Raw genomic sequence first — 23,934 nt, 5'->3', positions numbered from 1 at the left:
GGGCCGATGGCGCACAGACGACGGACCGGCCTCGCCACGTTTGCACTGCGGGAGAAAACACATGACGAACTCGAACGGGCATGCCGGCAACGGCGCTGACAAGAGCCGCAAGCTGCGCTCGCAGGCGTGGTTCAACGATCCGCACAATCCGGGCATGACCGCGCTCTATCTCGAGCGCTACCTGAATTACGGCCTGACCCGGGCTGAGCTGCAGTCGGGCAAGCCGATCATCGGCATTGCCCAGACCGGCAACGATCTCTCGCCCTGCAACCGCCACCACATCGAGCTGGCGCACCGCGTCCGCGAGGGCATCCGCGCCGCCGGCGGCATCGCGATGGAATTTCCGACCCATCCGATCCAGGAGACCGGCAAGCGCCCGACGGCCGCGCTCGACCGCAACCTCGCTTATCTCGGCCTGGTCGAAATCCTTTTCGGCTATCCGCTCGACGGCGTGGTGCTGACCACCGGCTGCGACAAGACGACGCCGGCCTGCCTGATGGCCGCGGCGACCGTGAACATCCCCGCCATCGTGCTGTCGGGCGGCCCGATGCTGAACGGCTGGCACGAAGGCCAGCGCACCGGCTCCGGCACCGTGGTGTGGAAGTCGCGCGAACGGCTCGCCGCCGGCGAGATCGGCTATGAGGAGTTCATGGAGATCGTCGCCTCCTCGGCGCCGTCGGTCGGCCATTGCAACACCATGGGCACGGCCTCGACGATGAATGCGCTGGCCGAGGCGCTCGGCATGTCCCTGCCCGGCTGCGCCGCGATTCCAGCTCCATATCGCGAGCGCGGCCAGATCGCCTACGAGACCGGAACGCGCATCGTCGACATGGTGTGGGAAGACCTGAAGCCGTCGGACATCCTGACGCGCAAGGCATTCGAGAACTGCATCGTCGCCAACTCTGCGATCGGCGGCTCGACCAACGCGCCGATCCACATCAACGCGCTGGCGCGCCATGTCGGCGTCGAGCTCGACATCGACGACTGGCAGAAGGTCGGCCACGACGTACCGCTGCTAGTCAACATGCAACCGGCCGGCTTCTATCTCGGCGAGGAGTTCCATCGCGCGGGCGGCGTGCCGGCCGTGATCGGCGAGTTGATGCGGCACAAGCGCATCCACGAGGACGTCATCACCGTCAACGGCCGCAGCATGGGCGACAATTGCCGCGAGGCGCCGAAGCCGGACAACGACGTGATCTGGTCCTACGACAAGCCGCTGGTGAAGGATGCCGGCTTCCTGGTGCTGCGCGGCAACCTGTTCGATTCCGCGATCATGAAGACCAGCGTGATCTCCAAGGAGTTCCGCGACCGCTATCTCGTCAATCCGAAGGACCCGAACGCCTTCGAAGGCCGCGCCATCGTGTTCGAAGGTCCGGAGGACTATCACGACCGCATCGACGATGCATCGCTCGAGATCGACGAGCACTGCGTGCTGTTCATCCGCGGCGCCGGCCCGATCGGCTATCCCGGCGGCGCCGAAGTGGTGAACATGCAGCCGCCGGCAGCGCTGATCAAACGCGGCATCCTGTCCCTGCCCTGCATCGGCGACGGCCGGCAATCCGGCACCTCGGGCTCCCCGTCAATTCTCAACGCGTCGCCAGAGGCCGCCGCCGATGGCGGGCTCGCAATCCTCAAGACCGGCGATCGCGTGCGCATCGACCTCAACAAGGGCTCGGCCAACATCCTGATCTCGGACGAGGAGCTTGCGACGCGGCGCGCCGAGCTGAAGGCCAAGGGCGGCTTCCCACACCCCGCCAACCAGACGCCGTGGCAGGAGCTCTATCGCAACACCGTCGGCCAGCAGGCCACCGGCGCCTGCATGGAGCTTGCCACGCGCTATCACAACATCGCTGGCACTGTCGGCGTGGCAAGGCATAATCACTAGACACGCCGCGCAAAGCCGGCCACCGTCATTGCGAGGAGCGAAGCGACGAAGCAATCCAGAGCCGCGCGCGCAGCCCTGGATTGCTTCGCTGCGCTCGCAATGACGAAAGAATCAACGAGCATCCCAAGGGAGACCCCATGTCCGACCGCCTCAAGGGCAAGCGCGCCTTTGTCACCGCCGCCGCAGCCGGCATCGGCCGCGCCTGCGCGATCGCTTTCGCGCGTCAGGGCGCGACCGTGTTCGCCACCGATATCGATGAGAACGGCCTGAGCACGCTGAAGAGCGAAGGCATTGCCGAGGTCGCGACGCTCGACGTGCGCAACACCGCGGCCGTGAACGCGATGGCCGATCGCGTCGGCAAGGTCGAGATCCTGCTCAACGCTGCCGGCTTCGTGCACAACGGCACCATCCTCGACTGCTCCGACGACGACTGGGATTTCTCGTTCGACCTGAACGTCAAGTCGATGCATCGCACGATCCGCGCCTTCCTGCCTGACATGCTCGATCAGGGCGGCGGCGCCATCGTCAACATCGCCTCCGCCGCCGGCGTGTTCAAGGCGGCACCGAACCGCTACGTCTACGGCGCGACCAAGGCGGCGGTGGCGGCGCTGACGCGCTCGGTCGCAGCCGATTTCGTCGGCAAGAAAATCCGCTGCAACTGCATCTGCCCCGGCACGATCGAAACGCCCTCGATGCTCGGACGGGCGGCCTCGGCCGGCCCGAACGGGCTCGAGATGTTCATCTCGCGCCAACCGATGGGCCGGCTCGGCACGGCGGAGGAGATCGCCCATCTCGCGGTCTATCTCGCCAGCGACGAGAGCGCGTTCACGACCGGCGTCGCGCACACCATCGACGGCGGCTGGACACTGTAGCTTCTCCTCATCCTGAGGAGCCGCGCAGCGGCGTCTCGAAGGATGAGGCCCGGATGTCAGGGGCCTCATGGTTCGAGACGCGCTGCGCGCTCCTCACCATGAGGGTCGAAAGAGGAGTCTTTCTTCATGAACCACATCGATCTCGCCAACCGCTGCGCCGTCGTCACCGGCGGCGCGCAGGGCTTTGGCCGCGCCATCACCGAGCGCTTCAAGGCCTCCGGGGCCAAGGTCGCGATCTGGGATCACGACATCGCGCTGGCGGAGAAGACCGCGCAGGAGATCGGTCCGGAGGTGCTGGCGCTGCAGGTCGACGTCACCGACACCAAAGCGGTCGAAGGCGCGCGTGACGCGACGCTGGCCGCGTTCGGCAGCATCGACATCCTGGTCAACAATGCCGGCATCGCCGGCATCAACAAGACGGTGTGGGAGACCGATCTCGATGAGTGGCGCAAGGTGCTGCGCATCAATCTCGACGGTCCCTTCATCTGCGCCAAGGCGATCGTGCCGGTGATGCTGAAGCAGGGCTATGGCCGCGTCGTCAACATCGCCTCGATCGCCGGCAAGGAGGGCAACCCGAATGCCGCGCACTACTCGGCGTCCAAAGCCGGCCTGATCGCGCTGACCAAGTCGCTCGGCAAGGAACTGGCGCAGCACAACATCACGGTGAATGCGGTGACGCCGGCGGCGGCGAAGACCGCGATCTTCGACCAGATGACGGACGCGCACATCAACTTCATGCTGTCGAAGATCCCGAAGGGCCGCTTCGTGCTGGTGGAAGAGCTCGCCGCGCTGGTGTCGTGGCTGGCCTCGGAGGAGTGTTCGTTCTCGACCGGCGCCGTGTTCGACATTTCCGGCGGCCGCGCGACCTATTAGTTTGCGGCGGGGCGAGCAAAGGTGCCAACGCAGACGGCGATGGGCCCACCTTCGTCTCGCTGGCGATACGGATGTCCCGATCCATGGAGCTTGCCTGATGACCCACCACGGCGGCTGCTTCTGCGGCGCGGTGCGCTTCCAATGCACGGGCGAGCCGATCAATGTGCGCGTCTGCCATTGCCGCAACTGCCAGCGGGCGACGGGCGCGCCGTTCTTCGCCCGCGCGCTGTTCTCGCACGACGCTTTGACGATCACCGGCGAAACCGCGCGCTTCCCCTCCTCCGACGCGCTCGACCGCATGTTCTGCCCGCGCTGCGGAGTCAGGCTGTTCTCATGGCGCACCACGCGCCCGGTGGTCGGCGTGGCCCTGGCCTGCTTCGACGACCGCAACGCCTTTGCCCCGACCGAGCACATCTGGGTCTCGGAAAAGATCGATTGGGTGCAGCTCAGCGACGGCCTGCCGCAATTTCCGGAAAATCCCGCGTAGCATCAAGGAACCATCGTGCCTATGTAGGGCACAACGCGTCCGGAAACCCGATCCTTGAACATCTCGCTCTACGGCATTTCCGTCTGGATCCTGCCGATCATCATCGCCATCACCTTTCATGAGGCTGCTCACGCCTTCGTCGCCTGGCGGTTCGGCGACGAGACCGCGTTGCGACTCGGTCGCGTCAGCTTCAACCCGGTCCGGCACATCGATCCGTTCGGCACGATCCTGCTGCCGGGCATGCTGCTGCTGTCCGGCTCGCCGTTCCTGTTCGGCTACGCCAAGCCGGTGCCGGTCGATTTTCGCAATCTGCAGCCGCTCCGCGCCGGCATGGTGATGGTGGCGCTGGCGGGACCCGCCACCAACATCGCGCTCGCGCTGGCGGCGGGACTGGCGTTCCACGCCCTTCCGCTGGTTCCACCTGAGGCCGCGCGGTGGGTGGCGAGCAATCTATGGAATATTTTCTCGTTCAACATTCTGCTCGCCGTGTTCAACATGCTCCCGATACCGCCGCTCGACGGGGGCCGGGTCGCGGTCGGTGTCCTGCCGGCGGTGCTGGCGCGGCCGCTGGCCCGGCTCGAGCCGTACGGCATGCTGATTCTGATCGGATGCCTGATCCTCCTGCCGCTGGCGGGTTCCCAGTTCGGTCTCAATCTTGATCTTGTGTCGGGGCTGCTCCGCGCCACGACCGATTCTCTGAAGCAGCTGCTTCTGCTATTAACGGGTAATGTCTAGATCTACCCGTCAGGGATGGTAACGAACGAGCCCCGAGGCACTCTTGGTCAAAGCCGCTGACATGATGATCGCACGCCGCGCCGACACCCGCGCCCGTGCCGATTTCGCGACCTGGAAGATGATCGCCAAGCTGAACGGCGCCTCCGGCCTGCCGCCGGCGGCGCAGGAATTCCTGGCCAGCTACAAGGCCCGCCTTGGCGACATGCCGGAGGACGAGGCGACCGAGGCCACCATCCGCGAGATGTACAAGGCCTATTATGCCGAGATGGGCGGCGGCGGCGCCCCGCCCGAGGTCAAGCCGGTCACGGCTGAGCCGGTGACCGACAATGTCACCGCCTTCCGCAAGCTGCCGCCGAAGCCGAAGGCGGCGCAAAGCGGGACGACCGCTCCGCGCAAGCTGCCGGTCGGGCTGATCTTCGCCGCGCTCTGCGTGGTCTATGTCGGGATCAGACTGTATTGGCAGTGAGGCCAGCCGAACCCCACCCGCTCATTTCGGCGGGTTGAACTTGACCGGCAGGATGAAGGAGAACTCGTCGTCGGTGAGGCCCGCGGGAGGCTTTGGCACGGGATCCGAACGGCGGACCATGCTGACGGCGGCCTGATCGAACTCCGGATCGCCGGACGTTTCCCTGACGTCCACCGAGACGACACGGCCGAGCCGGTTGAGCACGAGCGCCAGCTTGAGCTGAGCAGCGGTCTTCTTTCCGGATGGATACTTCTTGTGCAGCTCGAAATAGGCGCTGATCTTGCGGCCCCAATTGGCCGTCAACCTTTGCACGTCCTTGCCGATGCCGGCATTCGGCGCTTTGGTCTTCTCGGCTTCAGGAACCTTCTCGTCCAGGGCCTTGCGCGCGCTGTCCTCGGAGGCTTCCTGTGCCTCTGACGCCTGCGTCTGGACCGTCGCGACCTTCTGCTCCTCGGTCTGCTTCTTCACGTCAGAGGTCGTGACCTCGCGGTCGGCCTCCTCGGTCGTGGTCGGGACATCCTTCTGCAGATCGGTCTGCTCGACCTCGGCCTTCTGCTCCTGCATCTGCGGAGCGGCGGTCTGCGCCACCGAGTCCTGTCCGACCGGTACCTCGTCGTCGTCGACCTTCGGCGAGCCCATATCGATGTCGATGACCTCGGCGCCCGCCGCGCCGAGGCCGCCGACGTCCTCGTCGTCCTTCAGATGTGTCAGCGCCAGCGCGGCCCCGCCGACATGCAGCATCAGCGCGCCCATGATCGCCAGAAACCAGAGACGGCGCGAGGGGGAGTGCCCGACGTCGAGGTCGCTCATCACACGTCGGCGCTCCTCACGGCTGCGCGGGCTGGGCCGGCGGCGCTGCCGCAAGTCCCTGGGCAGCCGCGGCTGGCGGCGCTTCCAGGGCCACCAGCTTGATCTTGGTGTAGCCGCCGGCGCGCAGCAGCTCCAGAACTCCCATCAGCTCGCCATAGGGCACCAGCTTGTCAGCGCGCAGGAAGATCGGCCGGTCCTTCGGCCGATCGGTCATGGCATCGAGATCGCGCACGAGATCGACGCGCTTGACCAGATTTTCCCCGATCGCCAGCGTGAGGTCCGGCTTGATCGAGACGTAGGTCGGCTTGTCCGGCTTCTTCTGCGGCGTGGCGCTCGAGGACGGCAGGTCGATCGGCAGGTCGACGGTCGAGAGCGGCGCGGCCACCATGAAGATGATCAAGAGCACCAGGATGACGTCGATGAACGGTGTCACGTTGATGTCGTGGGTCTCGTCGAAATCGTCGTCGAGATCGCCTTCGGAGAGCGAGACGGCCATCGCCTGCTACTCCGCCGCCCGGACGTGAAGACCGCCATGGCTGCGATCGAGATCGCGGGAGCCGCGATCGAGATCGCGCGACAGCAATCGTCCGGTGGTGCCGGAGGCGCGGTTGACGAGCTCGAGATAGCCCTTCGTGACCCGCGAGAAGTGGTTGTAGATGATGACCGCCGGGATCGCGGCAGCGAGACCGATCGCGGTCGCCAGCAGCGCTTCCGCGATGCCCGGCGCGACCACCGCGAGGTTGGTGGTCTGCGATTTGGAAATGCCGATGAAGCTGTTCATGATGCCCCAGACGGTGCCGAACAGCCCGACGAACGGCGAGATCGCGCCGACGGTGGCGAGCAGGCCCATGCCAGTGCGGACGCGGCGCGCTTCGGCGCGGACGATCTCGGTGAAGCTCGAGGCCGCGCGCTCCTTGATGCCCTCGTCACTGCCGAGCCCGGCCGAGAGCCGCGCCTCGGCGATCGCAGCCTGCAGCAGCACGGTCGCGACGTTCTTGCTCTGTCCGAGCGCGAGCTGGGCCTCGGCCAGCGACTTCGCCGCGGACAATTTGCGCAACGCCCCGACCAGCCGGCGACGCAGGACGGAAAATTCGAGGCTCTTGGCGATCAGGATCGTCCAGCTCGCGACCGAGGCCAGCGCCAGCATGATCATGACCGCTTTGACGACGATGTCGGCCTTGAGAAACATGCCGAGCGGTGACAGCTCGTCGAGCCCGGTGCTCACCGACTTGCCAGCTCGGGTGGCGCTCTCACTGCCCGCCGGCGCAGCGGTCGTTGCGGCCGTCTGGCCCGACGCAGGAGGAGCCATCGTCTGCGCTGTGCCCGGTGCCGGCGCGGAGAGATCGGTCGAGACCGCCGGCGCGGACCTGGCCGGCTCCTGCTGCGCATGTGCAGGTAGCCCCGCAGCAACAGACAGACATGACAGGACGATTGCAAACCTAACGAGGAACGATGTCATCATATCTCGGCCCATTAGACCTCGGCCCACTGCCGGATCAGATTGTGATAGATGCCGGTCAGCTTGACAGCATCGGGATCGTCCCTCCCGAGGCGTTCCGCCAAGCTCTGGATCGCCGTGTCCAGATCGAAGATCATGCTCCGGACGTGGGCATCCCGTATCATGCTCTGCATCCAGAAAAAAGAGGCGACCCGGGCGCCGCGCGTGACCGGCGTGACCATGTGAAGGCTCGATGACGGATACAGCACCGCCTGCCCCGCGGGCAACTTGACTTCGTGTGAGCCGTAGGTGTCCTCGATCACAAGCTCGCCACCGTCATAGCTGTCGGGCTCGGCCAGGAACAAGGTCATCGACAGATCGGTGCGGATGCGCAGGCCTGTCAAGGGATCGCCGCGCACGGCATTGTCGACATGGATGCCGAAATGGTCGCCCCGCGAGGCGGTGTAGCGGTTGAACAAGGGCGGAAAGATCTGCAGCGGGATCGCTGCCGACAGGAAGCGCGGATTTTTCGTCAGCGCCGTGATGATGCGCTGGCCCAGCACCCGCGCCGCCTCGCCGTCCGGCGGCAGCTGCTCGTTGCGCTTGACCATGGCCGACTGCGCCCCGGCCGTCGAGCGGCCGTCCTCCCACTCCGCCGCATCCATGATGCGGCGGAAGTCGGCGACCTCGTCTTTGGACAGAGCGTCCGGGATGCAGATCAGCATGATCAGAACTTCGCAGTGGTGACGATGTAGAAGGCGCGCCCCGGGGCCACGGCGACGAACGGCACCGCGCTCCGATACAGCGTGTCGTAGTACAGCTTGTTGGTCAGGTTCTGCGCGTAGAGCTTCATCGTCCAGTTCTTGTCGAGCTGCTTCTCGACGAAGGCGTCGAAGCGCCAGTAGCTCGGCAGCTCGTTGCCGGTGTTGGCCGCGAAGGTGCCGCCATAGACCTTGGAGCGGTAGACCGCCTGCCCGCCTATCTCCCAGCCATTGTCGAGCTTGTACTTCGACAGCATGCTGAACGACTGGTGGGCGATATTGGCGAGCTGTAAGCCGATGTTGGAGGCGACGCCGCTCTGCGTGACCTTCGACTGCATCAGCACCAGGCCGCCGAAGATGCTCCAGCGATCGGTAAGCTTGCCTTCCGCCTCGATGTCGATGCCCTGGATGCGGTAGGCCGCGCCCGAGGTGAGCAGGCCGCCGACGGTCTCGCGCGCGTTGTCCTTGGTGGTCTGGAACAGCGCGGCTGACACCAGCAGATGGCGGTCGACCAGCTCCCATTTGGTGCCGAGCTCGGCCGCCTTGTTGCGCTCCGGCCCGAGCAGGACGGCGGTGTTGGCGGGCACGCCGCCGTAGTCGGTGCCGGTAGCGTCGAGCTCGGAGCCGAACGGATTGGCCGAGGTCGCGTAGGCCGCATAGAGGCTGCCGATCGGCATCGGCTTGTAGACCAGGCCGACATTGTAGTTGACCAGGTCGGCATTCATCTTGAGGTATTTCGGCGAGTTGGTCGACGAGCTCATGTTGTAGCCGTCATAGCGCACGCCGCCGTTGAGGATGATGATGTCCCGCCAATTGGCGGTATCCATCGCGTAGACGCTGTTGGTGTTGACGCCGTAGCGCGTCGGGTTGCCGGACAGCGACGGTGTGTTGCTGAACGGAATGTAGGTATATTGCGGCGAGTAAACGTTGACGCCGGTGACGGCGCCGTTGCTGGTCGAGCCGCCGCCGAACAGCTCCGATGACAGTCCGGTGTAGCGGTCGATCGAGATGTTCTCGTTCGAGAACTCGGTGCCGAGCACCGCAGTGTGCTTGACGCCGCCGGTGTCGAGCTTGAACGTCGCATCGTTCTGGTTGGCCCAGACGTCCACCGTCTGGTAGCGGCTCTGCGCACTCGCCGTCGTGGTCCAGAGCAGCGGATTCGCGTTGGTCGTGTTCGGACCCTGCGGCAGCGTGCCGATATAGTTGAGAAGCGAGTGCTCGCCGCGGAACTTGCTGCTGAGGGTGATCGCCTCGTTGACCTTGTACTCGGCTGCGGCAGTGCCGAAATCCTGCCGCGCGGTCTGGAAGTCGCGATTGAGGAAGCCATACCAGGTGCCGCGCGGAATGCCGGCCGAGGTCACCGGCACGTTGCCCTGCTTGTAGTAGGGCACGCCGAAATCCGGATAGCCGGAGAGATCGGTGTGGACATAGTTGGTCGTGATCTTCAGATCGTCGATCGGTGTCCACTTGGTCGAGAGAAAGGCGCCCCAGCGGTCGTCGGTGACGAAGTTGCGCCCCGCGACGTTGGAGTCCTGGAACAGGCCGCCGGTGCGCACCGAGACGGTCGGCGAGATCACCTGGTTCACATCGAGCGTGACGCGCTTCTGCTGGTCGGTGCCGAACTCGGTATCCATCCGCTTGAAGTTGGTATCGCCAGCCTGCTTGGTGACGATGTTGATGGCGCCGCCGGCGGTGCCGCGCCCGGCATAGGACGACGCCGGACCGCGCAGGATCTCGATCTGCTCGGTGAAGAAGTTCTCGCGGATCGACACCGCGGGATCACGGATGCCGTCGATGAACACGTCGTTACGGGCATCGAAGCCGCGGATGAAGAAGCGGTCACCGAATGCGTTGCCGCCCTCGCCCGAGCCCAGCGTGACGCCGGCGGTCGAACGGCCGATCTCCTTGAGCGCGGTGACGTGCTTGTCGGCAAGCACCTCCTTGCTCATCACCGTGATCGTCTTCGGCGTGTTGAGCAGCGGCTCGGGAAACTTGCCCGACGCCTGCACGCGGTTGACCTTGTAGGGTTCGGCTGCGTCCGCGTAGGGGTTGGCGTCCGGCGCGGACAGGCCGCCTGCGTTCGGGAACGCCACCGCGGCCTGCTGCGCCGCCTGCTGGCGGGCCGCCGCGCGGCGCAGGGCATTGCGCGCGCGGACCTGCTCGGCGGTCGGCTTGGAGGACGTCGGCTTGGCCCGCGCGATCGGCGCATCGACGTTGACGGGCGGCAGGTCAGATGCCGGCTGCGCCTCGGCCGAAGACATCGACGCCACCGCCATCAGCCCGGCCACCGCCGACACCTTGGTGACGGAAGGCCCCTCTCCTCGTCCGTCATTGAACTTCATCGCTGCGACCCCACGCAGCGATAGCGGTGCTCTCACTTGTCCCATTTATTTTCACGCGCCCCAGATTTTCGTTCCACATCGCTCACGCGGATCATTCGCAGTGCGACGATGGGTCGTTGGTATCGGGCGCGTTTCAGGGGGTCAATTTGAGGAGCCCTAATTTGGCCTTGAATAGTTCCAGATCAAAACAATTCTAAAAATGCTCAACTAACAACATGCGGAACTTGAAATCGTTCTAAACAGCGCGATTTTGACTCGCGCTGTCGTCGAATCACCACTGCGTCGCGCGCAACTCCGGCGCAGGTCAGTTCGACGAGCCAGCCGGCCCGTCGCTGCTCGGCGGCTTCATTAACGAGAAGAGCTCGTCCACGGTCTGCACGGCGATCTGGCGCACGCGATCGGAATCGTCGATGCCGGCGATCCGCACGCCCTTGACGACGGCCCTGATCTCATCGCGAAAATCGGTCAGGAAGCGCAACGGATCGCGCTGCTCGTTGGCGACGCGTGCGATCAGGCCAGTGACCAGGATCTGGCACGCGAGCATCTTTCCATTCAGTTCTTCCATCGTGAGCTCCCCATTCGCTATCGTCGCACGGCGCATCGTCGGACGATGCAGCCTCGCTCCGGTTGAATCCTGCCGATGCCCGACGGCGCCATGACGGCGGCCGGACTCATCGGCTTCTAATCAGCTCCCATCGGGCGCGACAAGACGGCGAGAATAGGTCGGAGTGCGGCGTTCGCACGAGAGACCCGCGCGGCCCGCGAATGGTCCGGAGCGGCGCGCTGCCCGACGATGGCGGCAGAGGATCGCCACAGACCGCCCTGCTCTCGCGCAGGCCACGCTGCGCGGCAAGGCCAAGCTTGTCCGCGGCTTTTCGCACTCAAGATGTTTTACGATACGACACAACTCAAGATGAGACCGGTCTGCGCTGCGCCTCGGCTATTTGAGCGCCACCTCGGCTTTCGGATCGGACAGCGTCTTGATCCGATCCTTCAGGTCCCTGAGCGTCGACAGGCTGGTGGCGACGGCCTCGTCCGGAATGTCGTGCAGAACGTCGCCGGCGATCGCATCGCGCAGCTCGTCGAGATCATCGACGAGCTCTCGTCCCGCGGCGGTGAGATGGAGACGGTTCGCGCGGCGATCCCTCGGATCGTGCCTGCGCTCCAGCAACCCCTGCTCCACCAGCCTGTCGAGCAGACGCACCAGTGAAATCGGCTGCAGTTCCAGCACTTCTGCGAGATCGACCTGTGACATCCCCTCATGCGCGCGCAGCCGAAACAGCACCACCCATTGGGCGCGGGTCGTGCCGCGCTGTTTGGCACGATGATCAATATAGTTGCGCAGGATGCGCGAGCTTTCGACAAGCTGCGTAACGAGCTGCCGTCTCATATCCAGCGACATGGCTGTGAACTCCCTTGCGATCCCTCGAAGCTTGCCGATTGTTTAGGTTTGTCCACGCGCTCGTGTGTTTACACATTAATTGCGTGCGTACTATATCTGGCATGCTGGGAATGGTTTTAAAGACCGGTTATCCTGTTCGTCTCAGCATGTGGGCCAGCATGAAGACATCACGAACCCTCGGTTGGATCCTGCTTGTCGCGGCTCTCGGCGGCGCCGGCTATTATGGCTGGCAGCGTCATCAGGGCGCCGAGGCAGCGAAGAAGACCGCTGAGCAGAAATCGGCCCGACCGCAGGCGGTTCGGGTCTCGACCGTGCCGGTCGAGAAGACGGACTTTCCGGTCTTCCTCACCGGCCTGGGGACCGTGCAAGGCTTCAACACCGTCCAGGTCCGCACCCGCGTCGACGGCCAGATCGACAAGATCGCCTTCACCGAAGGCCAACTCGTCAAGGAAGGCGACCTGCTGGTCGAGATCGACCCGAGGCCGTTCCAGGCCGCGCTCGACCAGGCCAAGGCCAAGCGGGCGCAGGACGAGGCCAATCTCAACAACGCCAATCTCGACCTGCAGCGCACCACCAAGCTCGGCGAGTTCGCGACCCGGCAGCAGCAGGACACCCAGCGCGCCACCGTCGCACAGCTCACGGCGCAGATCGCCGCCGACGACGCCGCGATCGCCAATGCCCAGACCCAGCTCAGCTACACCCAGGTCAAGGCGCCGATCTCCGGGGTCGCCGGCCTCCGCCAGGTCGACATCGGCAACATCGTCAACGCCTCGAGCCAGACCGGCATCGTCTCGATCGCGCAGATCGAACCGATCGCGGTGATCTTCACCGCGCCGGAAGAGCAGTTGCCCTACATCAACGAGGCGCAGAAGACCGCCCCGTTGAAGGTGATCGCGTTCACCACCGACGGCAGGAAGCAGCTCGCCGAGGGCAAGCTGATGGTCGTGAACAACCAGGTCGACACGTCCAGCGGAACGATCCGGCTGAAAGCGGTGTTCGACAACAAGGACCACGTGCTGTGGCCCGGACAGTCGGTCTCGACGCGGCTCCTGGTGCGGACGCTGAAGGACGCCACGGTGGTTCCTGACGACGCGGTCCAGCATTCGACCAGCGGGCTGTATTCCTACACGGTGAGCCCGGACAACAAGGCCGAGCTGCGCAAGGTGAAGGTCGGCGTTTCGCTCGATGGCCGGACCGTCGTCGAAGAAGGGCTGACGCCCGGCCAGCAGGTGATTACCGGCGGTCAATTCAAAGTGCAGCCAGGCTCGGTCGTGACCACCGCGGTGGCCAGCTCGGAGCCGGCGCCAGCTAAGGTCCGGCAGGAATGAACGGCGGCGGCATCTCGGCACCCTTCATCAAATACCCCATCGGCACCTCGCTGCTGATGGCAGGTATCCTGTTCATTGGCCTGGTCGCCTACCCGCTGCTGCCGGTCGCACCGCTGCCGCAGGTCGACTTCCCGACCATCCAGGTGACCGCCAATCTGCCGGGCGCCAGCCCTGAGACCATGGCGACCTCGGTCGCCCAGCCGCTGGAGCGGCAATTCGCACAGATTCCCGGCATCGCCCAGATGACGTCGACCAGTTACCTGGGCACCGCATCGGTCACGATCCAGTTCGACCTGAATCGCAACATCGACGGCGCCGCTAACGACGTCCAGGGCGCCATCAACGCCGCCTCGGGCCAGTTGCCCAAGACCCTGCCGTCGCCGCCGACCTACCGCAAGGTCAACCCGGCGGACGCGCCGATCCTGATTTTGTCCGCCACGTCCGAGACGCTGCCGCTGACGACGGTCTCCGACTCCGTCGATGCGCAGCTCGCGCAGCAGATCAGCCAGATCTCGGGTGTTGCCCAGGTGATCATCGGCGGCCAGCAGAAGCCGTCGATCCGTATTCAGATCGACCCGGCCAAGCTGGTCGCCAAGGGCCTCTCGATGGAGGACGTGCGCAGCCAGATCGCGATCACCACGGTGGACAGCCCGAAGGGCAACATCGACGGCGAGCGTCGGGCCTACACCATTTACGCCAATGACCAGCTCACCGAGTCGAAGGACTGGAACGACGTCATCATCGCCTACCGCAATGGCGGTCCGTTGCGCATCCGTGACATTGGCCGGGCGGTGACCGGACCGGAGGATGCCAAGCAGGCCGCCTGGGCCAACGGCAAGCGCGGCGTGTTCCTGGTGGTCTTCAAGCAGCCTGGCGCCAACGTCATCGAAACCGTCGACAAGATCAAGGCGACGCTGCCGCGCCTGGTTGCGGCGATCCCGCCGGCCATCAAGGTCGAGCTGATGTCGGATCGCACGACGACCATCCGTGCCGCGGTCGAAGACGTCCAGTTCACGCTGCTCCTGACCATCTTTCTGGTGGTCATGGTCATCTTCATCTTCCTGCGCAGCTTCTGGGCCACGGTGATCCCGACGATCACCGTGCCGCTCGCCCTGCTCGGCGCCTGCGCGATGATGTGGGGGGTCGGCTATTCACTCGACAACCTCTCGCTGATGGCGCTGACGATCGCGGTCGGCTTCGTCGTCGACGACGCCATCGTCATGCTCGAGAACATCTCTCGCTATGTCGAGGAAGGCGAGTCCCCGATGGCTGCCGCCTACAAGGGGGCCAAGGAGATCGGCTTCACCATTGTCTCGATCTCGATCTCGCTGGTCGCCGTGCTGATCCCGCTCTTGCTGATGGGCGGCATCATCGGGCGCCTGTTCCGCGAATTCGCGGTCGTGCTGGCGATGACGATCTTCGTCTCGATGTTCGTCTCGCTGACGTTGACGCCGATGATGGCCTCGCGTTTCCTGCGCGGCGGCCACCAGGCTCATGGCAAATTCTACCAGTGGAGCGAGCGCGGCTTCGAGGCGCTGCTCAGGGCCTACGAGAAGGGATTGGACATCGCACTGCGCTGGCGCTTCACCACGCTGATGGTGTTCTTCGCCACGCTCGGCCTGTCGATCTACCTGTTCGTGCTGATCCCCAAGGGTTTCTTCCCGCAGCAGGACAACGGCCTGATCACCGCCGCGTCGGAGGCGTCGCAGGACATCTCCTTCAAGGCGATGCAGTCGCGCCAGGAGGCGCTGGCCAAGATCGTGCAGGATGATCCGGGCGTGGCCAGCGTCGCAATGGCGATCGGCGGCTCCGGCCGCGCCGGCAATACCGGCAATCTGTTCATCACGTTGAAGCCGCGTGACGAGCGTAATGCATCGGCGCAGCAGATCATCACACGCCTGAGGCCGCAGCTGGAGAAGGTCGAAGGAGCCCGGCTCTACATGCAGGCCGCGCAGGACGTCCGCCTCGGTGGCCGGCCGTCCCGAACCCAGTTCGAGTTCACGCTGCAGGACTCCAATCTCGCCGAGCTCAACGAGTGGGCGCCGAAGATCCTGGAGAAGATGCGCTCGCTGCCGCAGCTGCGCGACGTCGCCACCGACCAGCAGGCCGACGGCACCACCGTGCAGCTCACGATCAACCGCGACACCGCCTCGCGCTACGGCATCTCGCCGCAGCTGATCGACGACACGCTGTATGACGCCTTCGGCCAGCGACAGGTCGCGCAGTACTTCACCCAGCTCAACTCCTACCGCGTGATCCTGGAGATCCTGCCTGAGCTGCAGGGCAATATCGACACGCTCAACAAGCTCTACGTGAAATCGCCGACCACCGGCGACCAGGTGCCGCTCTCGACCTTCGCCAGTTGGACCAACGTGCCGGTGAGGCCGCTGTCGATCAGCCACCAGGGTCAGTTCCCGTCGATCACGATCAGCTTCAACCTCGCCCAGGGCGTCGCGCTCGGCCAGGCCACCGATGCGGTGCAGCGCGCGATGGTCGAGCTCGGCGCGCCCGCAACCTTGAACTCGAGCTTCCAGGGCACCGCGCAGGCGTTCCAGCAGTCGCTGTCGACCGTGCCGCTCTTGATCCTCGCCGCCCTCGTCGTGGTCTATCTGATCCTCGGCATCCTTTACGAGAGCTACATCCACCCGATCACGATTCTCTCGACGCTGCCCTCGGCCGGCGTCGGCGCGCTCGCGATCCTGATGGCGTTCGGCTACGATTTCAGCCTGATTGCGCTGATCGGCGTCATTCTCCTGATCGGCATCGTGAAGAAGAACGGCATCATGATGGTCGACTTCGCCATCGCCGCCGAACGCGACCAGCACTTGCCGCCCGAGCAGTCGATCCGCCAAGCCGCCCTGCTGCGCTTCCGTCCGATCATGATGACGACGATGGCAGCCCTGCTCGGCGGCGTGCCTCTGATGCTCGGCAACGGCACCGGCTCGGAGATCCGCCAGCCACTCGGTTATGCGATGGTCGGCGGCCTGATCGTCAGCCAGATGCTGACGCTGTTCACGACGCCGGTGATCTATCTCTATCTCGACAAGGTCAACAACGCCTTCGCGCGCTGGGGCCGCACGCATATCGACCACGAGCCCGACGCGGCCGCTCCCGGCGGCGCCGTGAAGGAAGCGGCGGAATAACGATCCGCCGCTTCCCTGGTCGTCAACTATTGTCGCGCCATCTCGGCGTTGCCGACGCTTTCGCCGTCCAGGCTCTGCTCGTTCTGCATCGTCACGGTCACGTGCGACAGCCGTCCGGTGAATGCGAACGGCGCCGCGTAGTCCGACACCGGGCTGCCGCGGTCGTGGCCGATGTCGAGCCCCGACCATGAGATCAGCGTGTGAAAGGCCAGCTGCGTCGTCAACGCGCCGGCCTCCTCGCCGTCGATCAGCAATGTGTACTGGCTCAGGCCGGTGCGCGCGCCCTTGGCCGGCTCGGTCTGCCGCCTCAGACGTTCGACGCGCACGCCCAGGCGATGCGATCCCGCCGGCACCGGGCGGGCCGATCTGACGATCTCGTGGCGGCCGCCGATGTTGAGATCGTGCACGAGATGGCCGTCCTTGACGTAGAGGCTGTAGCCTGACGTGGCATCGCCATGGGCGATCAATACGCCGGATGCGCCCTCTGCATCGATCTCGACATGGGCCTCGATCAGATAGTCGCGGCTGCGCACGTCGGGGGCGACGTCGGTCGGCACATGGCCCATGCCGGCGTGGAACGTGAAGCGCGTACGCGCACCGTGGAAACGCGCGGCGTTCTCGGCAAAGCGCGGGCCGAAGCGATCGTCGAGCGGCAGCACCTGGTGCGCCTCCGCCTGCTCCCACCACAGCTTCACCAGTGCCGCGAGCCGCTCCGGCTCGGCGGCGGCGAGATCATGCGTCTCGGAGAAATCCTGCGCCAGATGGAATAGCTCCCATTTGTCGTTGTCGAACGGCGTACCGGTGGGGTGAAACGCCACCGCCTTCCAACCGTCGTGCCAGAGGCCGCGATGGCCGAACATCTCGAAATATTGCGGCACGGGCTTCGACGGCGCGGACGGATCGGTGATGGAGGCGGCGAAGCTCACGCCCTCGAGCGGCATCTGCGGCACACCCGCGATCGTGGCCGGCGCATCGATGCCGATCAGGTCGAGCAGGGTCGGCACGAGGTCGCAGGCATGGACGAACTGGTGGCGGACTTCGCCGCGCGCCGCGATGCGCTGCGGCCAGGAGACGATGAAGGGATCGCGGATGCCGCCGCCATGGGTGTTCTGCTTGTAGCGGCGCAGCGGCGTGTTCGACGCCATCGCCCAGCCATGCGGGAAGTTCGAGTGCGTATCCGGCCCGCCGATGTCGTCGATCCGCTCGAGCTTCTCGGCGACCGGCTCCGGCTTGAAGTTGAATGGTCCCATCGCGTTGACGAAGCCGAGCGGCCCGCCCTCCTGGCTGGCGCCATTGTCGGACATGACGATCACGAGCGTGTTGTCGCGCTGGCCGGTCTTGTCGAGAAAGGCGAGCAGCCGCGCCAGATGCTGGTCGGCATGATCGAGCATGCCGGCGAAGGCCGATTGCAGCCGGGTGAAGACGCGCCGTTCGTCGTCGGAATGCGCGTCCCAGGCCTTCACGCCGTCATTGCGCGGCGGCAGATCGGTATTTTCCGGCACCAGCCCCATCGCCTTCTGCCGTGCCAGCCGCTGCGCGCGCTCGGCGTCCCAGCCATGAGCAAAGGCCGGGTCGTAGCTCTCGATGATCTCGCGGGGCGCCTGGTGCGGCGCGTGGCAGGCACCGAGGGCGAGCCAGGTCAGCCACGGCAATTCCGGTCGGTCGGCGGTGTGGTCGGCGATGAAGCGAATGGTCTGATCGACCAGATCGGCAGTCAGATGATAGCCGTCGGCGTAGCTGCCGGGCGGACTGACATGGGTGTTGTCGAGCACGAGCTCCGGCGCATATTGATCGGTTTCGGCGTCGAGGAAGCCGTAGAAGCGGTCGAAGCCGCGCCCCAGCGGCCAGCCGTCGAACGGCCCGGTCGCGCCGCTCTCGGTCAAGGGCGTCACGTGCCACTTGCCGACCATGTAGTTGCGATAGGCATGGGTGCGCAGCATCTCCGCCAGCGTCCCTGCCTCGCGCGCGATCTTGCCGCGATAGCCGGGATAGCCCGAGTCGAAATTGGCAAGGCAGCCGACGCCGACCGAATGATGGTTGCGGCCGGTGAGGAGCGCCGCCCGCGTGGTCGAACACATCGCGGTGGTGTGGAAGCCCGAATAGCGCAGGCCCTGCGCGGCCAGCGCGTCGATCGCGGGGGTGCGGATGGGCGAGCCGTAGCAGCCGAAATCGGAAAAGCCGACATCGTCGAACAGCACCACCAGGATGTTGGGCGCGCCCTTCGGCGGCTGCTGCGGCGCCGGCCACCACGGCCTGGAGCCTGCAATGGTCCTGCCGATCGTGCCACCGAATGCGGGCTCGCTCATGCCTCGTCCTCCCTCTTGCTCGCGTCCCGGCCGCGCCTGGCAGCCCGCACGAGTTGTATCGTTCTGATGGCTCTGGGATCCGCGACGTCCCGGGCAGGGGCGGCACGGCCAGGCTTGCCTCAGATCATAATCATAATTATGATTATTGTTCTAGAGGGAGCCAGCGACATGCCTCAGCGGATCGCGCCGGACCACCTGCCCGGCGTCACCCCGTCGCGGCAGCAGCGCAGCCGCGAGACGACGCTTGCCCTGCTGACGGCCGGCGCGGAGTTGCTGCACACGCGCGGCCTCGCGGAGCTGTCGATCAGCGACCTCTGTGCGCATATCGGGGCAACGGTCGGCGCCTTCTACAGCCGGTTCGACAGCAAGGAGGCCTACTTCAACGCCCTGCTCTCGCTCACCCTGGCGGACGGGCGGAAGCAGCTCTTGAGACTCCAGCCGCCCGATCCCGCCCGCGCGGGCGACCTGAACCGGCAATGCCACCTGCTGGTGCGCGGCACCGTGCTGTGGATGCGGCGTCACAAGGGCGTGCTGCGCGCCGCGCTGGTGCGCAGCGAGCGCGGCGCGAACCACTGGAGCGGCTTCAAGGAGCTGGCACAGGCACTGTCGGAGCGTGCGGCGCTGCTGCTGCCTGGGGGCGGGCGCGCCGGCGCGGCGTCGCGCACGCGGTCGGGAACAGCGGACGCGCGAAAGACGGTCGCGTTCGGCGTCCAGGTCGTGCTCGGCACCCTGGTGAACGCCATCCTCAACGATCCCGGCCCGCTGTCGATCGACGACGACGAGATCGCGGAACGGCTCGGCGCCTGTCTGGTCCTGCTGGTGCGCGGCGGCCCGGACGGCACGCCGCGAAAGCCGCGGGCCGCGAGAGGCGAGCGCTAGACCCGGCCAGCCCGTGGCGCGACGGGCGGCAGAGCACGTTAGAAATCCGTCATCCAGCGGCTTGCCAAAGCCTGATACATGCGGGTAGAAGGACGCGTCGCCGCCGCCCGAGCTTTGCCGGTCGGCGCGCAGAACGGTGCCAAACAGTCCGGCAATTGCTTGAAACTGCAGGGCATTCCGTTGGGGAATGGTGTAACGGTAGCACAACAGACTCTGACTCTGTTTGTCTTGGTTCGAATCCAGGTTCCCCAGCCAGCTTGATCATCGCCGCGACGGCTTGAAGCTCCACCGCCTCGTCCTTGTGATCTGAGAAGCATCCGGCTCGGTTTTGCCCTACGCCCGAGATTGCATGCCCATGCGGGACACGCTGCGGCGTCCGCCCCTTCGGCACGCGGTCCCGCGCGTTAACGTCTGCTCATTGCGAATCGGCGAGAACGGAACAACCATTGCGAGCAATGGACCGGTTCCGTGGAGGAAAACACTTGCAAAGCAGCGTCGGCTCCCGCGCCTTCCAGAACGCAAGGCTGCAAAAGCGGGCCAAGAAACAGGCGGACGTGCTGCTGCCGGCAGCGGTCAAGGCCTACCGCGAGGGCCGGCATCCGGAGGCTCAGGCCCTGTGCCAGCAGATCCTGCAGGACCTGCCGCACCATTTCGGCGCCCTGCATCTGCTCGGCGTGTCCGAGCGGGACTGCGGCCGCTTCGACCAGTCGGTGCGCGTGCTGACACGCGCGACCGAGATCGATCCGCGCTCGGCCGACGCCCAGTCTGATCTCGGCCTGTCGCTGTCCCGGCTCGGCCGCCACGAGGACGCTCGCGCCCGCTTCGAGCGCGCCATCGCGCTCAGGCCGAACTTCCCGACCGCGCTCACGCATCTGGGCAACGCGCTGATGAGCCTCTTCCGTTTCGAGGAGGCGATCTCAGCGCATGACCGCGCCATTGCCCTGAAGCCCGACTATGCCGAGGCCTACGCTAATCGCGGCATGGCGCTGCTGTTCACGAGCCGCAACGACGAGGCCGGTCAGAACTTCGATCGCGCGCTGGCGCTGCAGCCGCGGTTGCTGACGGCCCTGTTCGGCAAGGGCGTGGCCAGCATGAACCTGCGGGAGTTCGATTCCGCGCTGGCCGCGCTGGATGCGGCGCTGGCGATCAATCCGAAGGCCGCCGCCGTGCTCGCCCAGCGCGGCCGGGCGTATCAGGAGATGGGCAAGTTCGACCAGGCGGAAGCCGATTTCGACGCCGCGCTCGCGCTCGAGCCGCTGCTGGAAGAAGCACTTTGCGGCAAGGCCGCGGTGACTCTCGTCCATGGCAATATCGCGCTCGCGATCTCCGTTATCAACAAGGTGCTGGCACAGAACCCGGACTCGGAGATCGCCTGGACCCTGCTCGGCGTCTGCGCTGCAGCGCAGGGCGACACCGCCACGGCGATCGAACATTACGACCGCGCGCTCGCGATCCGACCGAACCATGAGGACGCGATCACCAAGAAGATCTTCGCGCTGGATTTCCTGCCCGACACCGGGGTGGAACGTCTTCAGGAAGCGCGGAGATATTGGTGGGATGCGATCGGCTCGCGGTTAGAGCGCCGCGCGCTCGGCGTGCGAAACATCGACCCCGACCGGCGGCTTGTCGTCGGCTACGTCTCGTCCGATTTCCGCGACCATTCAGCGGCCTTTGCCTTCCTCCCCCTCCTGCGCCACCACGATCGCAACAAGTTCGAAATCCTCGCCTATTCCTGTTCGCCGATGAAGGATGCCAAGACCGACCTGTGCCGCTCGCTGGTCGATCGCTTTGTGGACGCCTCGCTGTGGGGCGACGACAAGCTCGCCGATCAGATTCAGGCCGACAAGGTCGACATCCTCGTCGACCTCTCGGGGCATTCCGCCGGCCACCGGCTCACGATGTTTGCGCGCAAGCCCGCCCCGGTCCAGGTCTCGGCCGTCGGCAGCGTCACCGGGACGGGCCTGCCCGTCATGGATTATCTGCTGGCCGATCCGGTGACGATTCCACCCGCAGTCCGGCATCTGTTCGCCGAGAAGATCTACGACCTGCCGTCGCTGATCACGATCGAACCCCCGCCTCCCATTCCGCCATCGCCGCTGCCGATGCTTCGTAACGGCCACGTCACCTTCGGCGTGTTCAATCGCATCGAAAAGATGTCCGAACCTGCTCTCAGACTCTGGTCGCAGCTGATGGCTGCAACGCCCGGCTCGATCATCGTCGTCAAAAACCACTCGATGGGCGATCCCCTGCTGCGCGACCGATTGGTTGCACGCTTCGTCGCTCACGGCATTACCGCGGACCGCGTCCGTTGTGCAGGAAAGACGACGCGCCAGGAGCATCTTGCGATGTTCGCCGAGATCGACATCTCGCTCGATCCGTTCCCGCAGAATGGCGGCATCTCGACCTGGGAATCGCTGCAGATGGGCGTGCCTGTGGTCACCAGGCTCGGCAGCGGCCCTGCCGCCCGCGCGGGCGGCGCGATCGCCAAGGCAGTGGGCCTGGACGCGTGGGTCGCCGATGACGACGAAAGCTATCTCGCGACAGCGCTGAAATTCTGCTCGCGGCCTGCCGAGCTTGCCGCGCTCCGCGCCGAGCTGCCGGCCAGGGTCTCGCATTCAGCGGCCGGAAACGGCGCGCTCTACACGCAGCATGTGGAACAGGGATATCGGACGTTCTGGCGCGACTATTGCCGGCAAGCGCCGATCCGCTAGCGTTTCCTGTTTTGATTGGATCAGGACCGACCGGGCCGGCAGAGCATCGCGCCCGTGCGCCGCTCCACCCATGCGAGATACTCTTCCGACCGGGCTAGCACCTGCGCCCGCGACAATCCGAATTGCTCGAGCGAGTAGACATGCTTGAAACGGCGGCTGATGGACTCCGCCTGCAAGTGCCGTCGCATGAGGGTCTCGAACTCGCCCGTGAAATCGTAGCCGAACTTCGCATAGATGGTGCGAACGGTCGCGATCGGGTCGCGAGTCAAATCCTCGAACAGGACATCGATGAATTGGCCGGATCTCCCCTCCTCGTCGGCCTGCATCATCCGGGCCATCGACTGCTCGAACAGCTCGAGCATGCGCTGGCCGAGGTCGTGGGCATCGAGGCGCGGCGTATAGGCGATCTGCATCTGCGCGATCAGGCTGGCGAGGGCCGGAATGATCTGGCAGGGATCCCGATGCAGCCGAACGATCCGTGCGTCGGGAAAGCTCTTGAACAGCACCGGAAAGAACTGCGCATGAGCCAGCGACTTGCTGACCCAGTGCCCGCCGCGATGAAACAGCTGCAGGTGCTGAACCTGACGTCTGTAGCCGGCGTACAGCATGTCCAACTCTGACGGACTCACCCCTCGGAACCATTGCCAATAGTCCGGTGACCTCAGCCCGAGGATCATGTGCTGCGGGCCGTGCCACATCATGAGCTGGCACTCCTCGGGGGCCGCGGGGGCGAACTCATGGATCTTGTGCAGATCCGGCATCACGGCCGACCTAAAATCGGCGTGCACGCGAAGCCGGTCGATCCGCGGATCCGTCTCATACGTCTCCCGACGAGGCGGTGGCGACGGCTCCTGCAACTCCCAGAGCCGCGGTGCCCGCGCCTGGGGATCGAGGGCCAGCAGATGATGCAGAAACGTGCTTCCGGTCCGGCCGAAACCGACGAGAAACAGAGGCTTTGCAACGGGCACGTCGACGATGTCGGGGAAGTCGGCCACATCCTGCTCGAACTGAAGGTACCGCTCGAGCCAGCCATAGATGTAGTGGCTCGCCATGTAGCGGCCGAGATCGTCATAGTGGGTATCGCGTGCGATCGAGCCTGCCAGGCGCCTGATCCCTTCGAGATGCAGTTCGCTGTGCGTCCCCAGCGGCACCGAGCCGACGCGGCTTTGCGCCAGGTCGAGCAACTGATCGACGTCCAGCACTTGCCTCGCGCCAAGTTCGCGATCCAGGGAGAGCATCCTCGTCAGGAGCTGTACAGCCTTGGGCGAGCGCAGCTCTGGAGCGACGACGATGGTTTCGTCGGAATCGACTTTCCGGCGAGGCATGGAACGCTTCCCTGGGCGCGGTGAGGCGTCCATGCTAGCGAACGGCCCGCCCGATCACAACAGAGGCGCCGCGATCGAGGCTGAATGCGACGCTTGCGCTGCGTCGACGACGCTGTCCTGCCGGTCCCCGCCTCGCATCGTCTCCTCGACTTCACGATCTCGCCAAGGTGC

The 23,934-nt window shown here is 65.4% G+C and carries 19 protein-coding genes and 1 tRNA gene; 11 read left to right on the top strand and 9 right to left on the bottom strand.

The features are described 5' to 3' along the window. Positions 1 to 61: 61 nt before the first annotated feature. From QX010_RS17090 to QX010_RS17065, 6 genes are all read left to right on the top strand, one after another. Positions 62 to 1,885 (top strand): IlvD/Edd family dehydratase, encoded by a 1,824-nt coding sequence (locus tag QX010_RS17090; RefSeq protein WP_316180723.1) that lies wholly within the window; start codon positions 62 to 64, stop codon positions 1,883 to 1,885. A gap of 137 nt (positions 1,886 to 2,022) precedes the next feature. Next, the gene (locus QX010_RS17085) at positions 2,023 to 2,757 is read left to right on the top strand and encodes an SDR family oxidoreductase (protein ID WP_315803131.1); all 735 of its coding nucleotides are present in this window, start codon (positions 2,023 to 2,025) and stop codon (positions 2,755 to 2,757) included. A 126-nt stretch (positions 2,758 to 2,883) separates the two neighbouring features. After that, positions 2,884 to 3,630: an SDR family NAD(P)-dependent oxidoreductase gene (locus QX010_RS17080; protein ID WP_316180721.1), complete on the top strand. Its 747-nt coding sequence runs from the start codon at positions 2,884 to 2,886 to the stop codon at positions 3,628 to 3,630. A 97-nt stretch (positions 3,631 to 3,727) separates the two neighbouring features. After that, on the top strand, positions 3,728 to 4,117 hold the full coding sequence (locus QX010_RS17075; RefSeq protein WP_316180720.1) for a GFA family protein: 390 nt from the start codon (positions 3,728 to 3,730) through the stop codon (positions 4,115 to 4,117). Positions 4,118 to 4,171: 54 nt separating this feature from the next. Further along, positions 4,172 to 4,852: a site-2 protease family protein gene (locus QX010_RS17070; protein ID WP_316180718.1), complete on the top strand. Its 681-nt coding sequence runs from the start codon at positions 4,172 to 4,174 to the stop codon at positions 4,850 to 4,852. Positions 4,853 to 4,913: 61 nt separating this feature from the next. Continuing rightward, positions 4,914 to 5,318 (top strand): hypothetical protein, encoded by a 405-nt coding sequence (locus QX010_RS17065; protein ID WP_316180740.1) that lies wholly within the window; start codon positions 4,914 to 4,916, stop codon positions 5,316 to 5,318. A gap of 21 nt (positions 5,319 to 5,339) precedes the next feature. Here QX010_RS17065 and QX010_RS17060 read toward each other — a convergent pair whose 3' ends face one another. The 7 genes from QX010_RS17060 to QX010_RS17030 form a co-directional block, all read right to left on the bottom strand. Beyond that, a complete protein-coding gene (locus QX010_RS17060) occupies positions 5,340 to 6,128 on the bottom strand; it encodes a TonB family protein (RefSeq protein ID WP_316180716.1) in 789 nt (262 codons plus the stop codon). 16 nt (positions 6,129 to 6,144) lie between these two features. Beyond that, positions 6,145 to 6,624, bottom strand: a complete 480-nt coding sequence (exbD, locus tag QX010_RS17055; protein WP_316180715.1) for a TonB system transport protein ExbD — start codon at positions 6,622 to 6,624, stop codon at positions 6,145 to 6,147. A gap of 6 nt (positions 6,625 to 6,630) precedes the next feature. Continuing rightward, positions 6,631 to 7,590 carry a tonB-system energizer ExbB gene (exbB, locus tag QX010_RS17050; RefSeq protein ID WP_316180714.1) on the bottom strand — a complete coding sequence of 320 codons (960 nt, stop codon included), beginning with the start codon at positions 7,588 to 7,590 and terminating at the stop codon, positions 6,631 to 6,633. 11 nt (positions 7,591 to 7,601) lie between these two features. Further along, complete coding sequence (locus QX010_RS17045; protein WP_316180712.1) at positions 7,602 to 8,291, bottom strand: Fe2+-dependent dioxygenase; 690 nt, start codon at positions 8,289 to 8,291, stop codon at positions 7,602 to 7,604. A 2-nt stretch (positions 8,292 to 8,293) separates the two neighbouring features. Then, entirely contained in the window at positions 8,294 to 10,714 is a 2,421-nt protein-coding gene (locus QX010_RS17040) for a TonB-dependent receptor (RefSeq protein WP_316180709.1), read from the bottom strand. Between the two features lie 259 nt (positions 10,715 to 10,973). Then, positions 10,974 to 11,234: a hypothetical protein gene (locus QX010_RS17035; protein WP_316180739.1), complete on the bottom strand. Its 261-nt coding sequence runs from the start codon at positions 11,232 to 11,234 to the stop codon at positions 10,974 to 10,976. A 375-nt stretch (positions 11,235 to 11,609) separates the two neighbouring features. Continuing rightward, positions 11,610 to 12,071, bottom strand: coding sequence for a MarR family transcriptional regulator (locus tag QX010_RS17030; RefSeq protein ID WP_315803121.1), 462 nt, complete (start codon positions 12,069 to 12,071; stop codon positions 11,610 to 11,612). Positions 12,072 to 12,217: 146 nt separating this feature from the next. Here QX010_RS17030 and QX010_RS17025 point away from each other — a divergent pair, with 146 nt between their 5' ends. Next, complete coding sequence (locus QX010_RS17025) at positions 12,218 to 13,399, top strand: efflux RND transporter periplasmic adaptor subunit (RefSeq protein WP_409997941.1); 1,182 nt, start codon at positions 12,218 to 12,220, stop codon at positions 13,397 to 13,399. Continuing rightward, positions 13,396 to 16,542: a multidrug efflux RND transporter permease subunit gene (locus tag QX010_RS17020; protein ID WP_316180707.1), complete on the top strand. Its 3,147-nt coding sequence runs from the start codon at positions 13,396 to 13,398 to the stop codon at positions 16,540 to 16,542. Before QX010_RS17025 ends, QX010_RS17020 begins: the two co-directional genes overlap by 4 nt. Positions 16,543 to 16,568: 26 nt before the next feature. On the opposite strand, the gene QX010_RS17015 is transcribed toward QX010_RS17020, so the two are convergent. Next, entirely contained in the window at positions 16,569 to 18,848 is a 2,280-nt protein-coding gene (locus QX010_RS17015) for an arylsulfatase (protein ID WP_316180705.1), read from the bottom strand. Positions 18,849 to 19,016: 168 nt separating this feature from the next. On the opposite strand from QX010_RS17015, the gene QX010_RS17010 reads away from it, so the two are divergent. The 3 genes from QX010_RS17010 (at position 19,017) to QX010_RS17000 (ending at position 22,438) form a co-directional block, all read left to right on the top strand. After that, positions 19,017 to 19,727, top strand: a complete 711-nt coding sequence (locus tag QX010_RS17010; RefSeq protein ID WP_316180704.1) for a TetR/AcrR family transcriptional regulator — start codon at positions 19,017 to 19,019, stop codon at positions 19,725 to 19,727. A 181-nt stretch (positions 19,728 to 19,908) separates the two neighbouring features. Next, a tRNA-Gln gene (locus tag QX010_RS17005) sits at positions 19,909 to 19,982 on the top strand. Between the two features lie 227 nt (positions 19,983 to 20,209). After that, positions 20,210 to 22,438: a tetratricopeptide repeat protein gene (locus QX010_RS17000; RefSeq protein ID WP_316180701.1), complete on the top strand. Its 2,229-nt coding sequence runs from the start codon at positions 20,210 to 20,212 to the stop codon at positions 22,436 to 22,438. 20 nt (positions 22,439 to 22,458) lie between these two features. On the opposite strand, the gene QX010_RS16995 is transcribed toward QX010_RS17000, so the two are convergent. Beyond that, complete coding sequence (locus QX010_RS16995; RefSeq protein WP_316180700.1) at positions 22,459 to 23,763, bottom strand: sulfotransferase; 1,305 nt, start codon at positions 23,761 to 23,763, stop codon at positions 22,459 to 22,461. Between the last annotated feature and the right edge of the window lie 171 nt (positions 23,764 to 23,934).

Source organism: Bradyrhizobium sp. SZCCHNRI1009 (genome assembly GCF_032487575.1).
In the GTDB taxonomy this organism is placed as follows: Bacteria; Pseudomonadota; Alphaproteobacteria; order Rhizobiales; family Xanthobacteraceae; genus Bradyrhizobium.
Note: the sequence above shows the minus strand (reverse complement) of the source record. Positions and strands in the feature narration are given on the sequence as shown.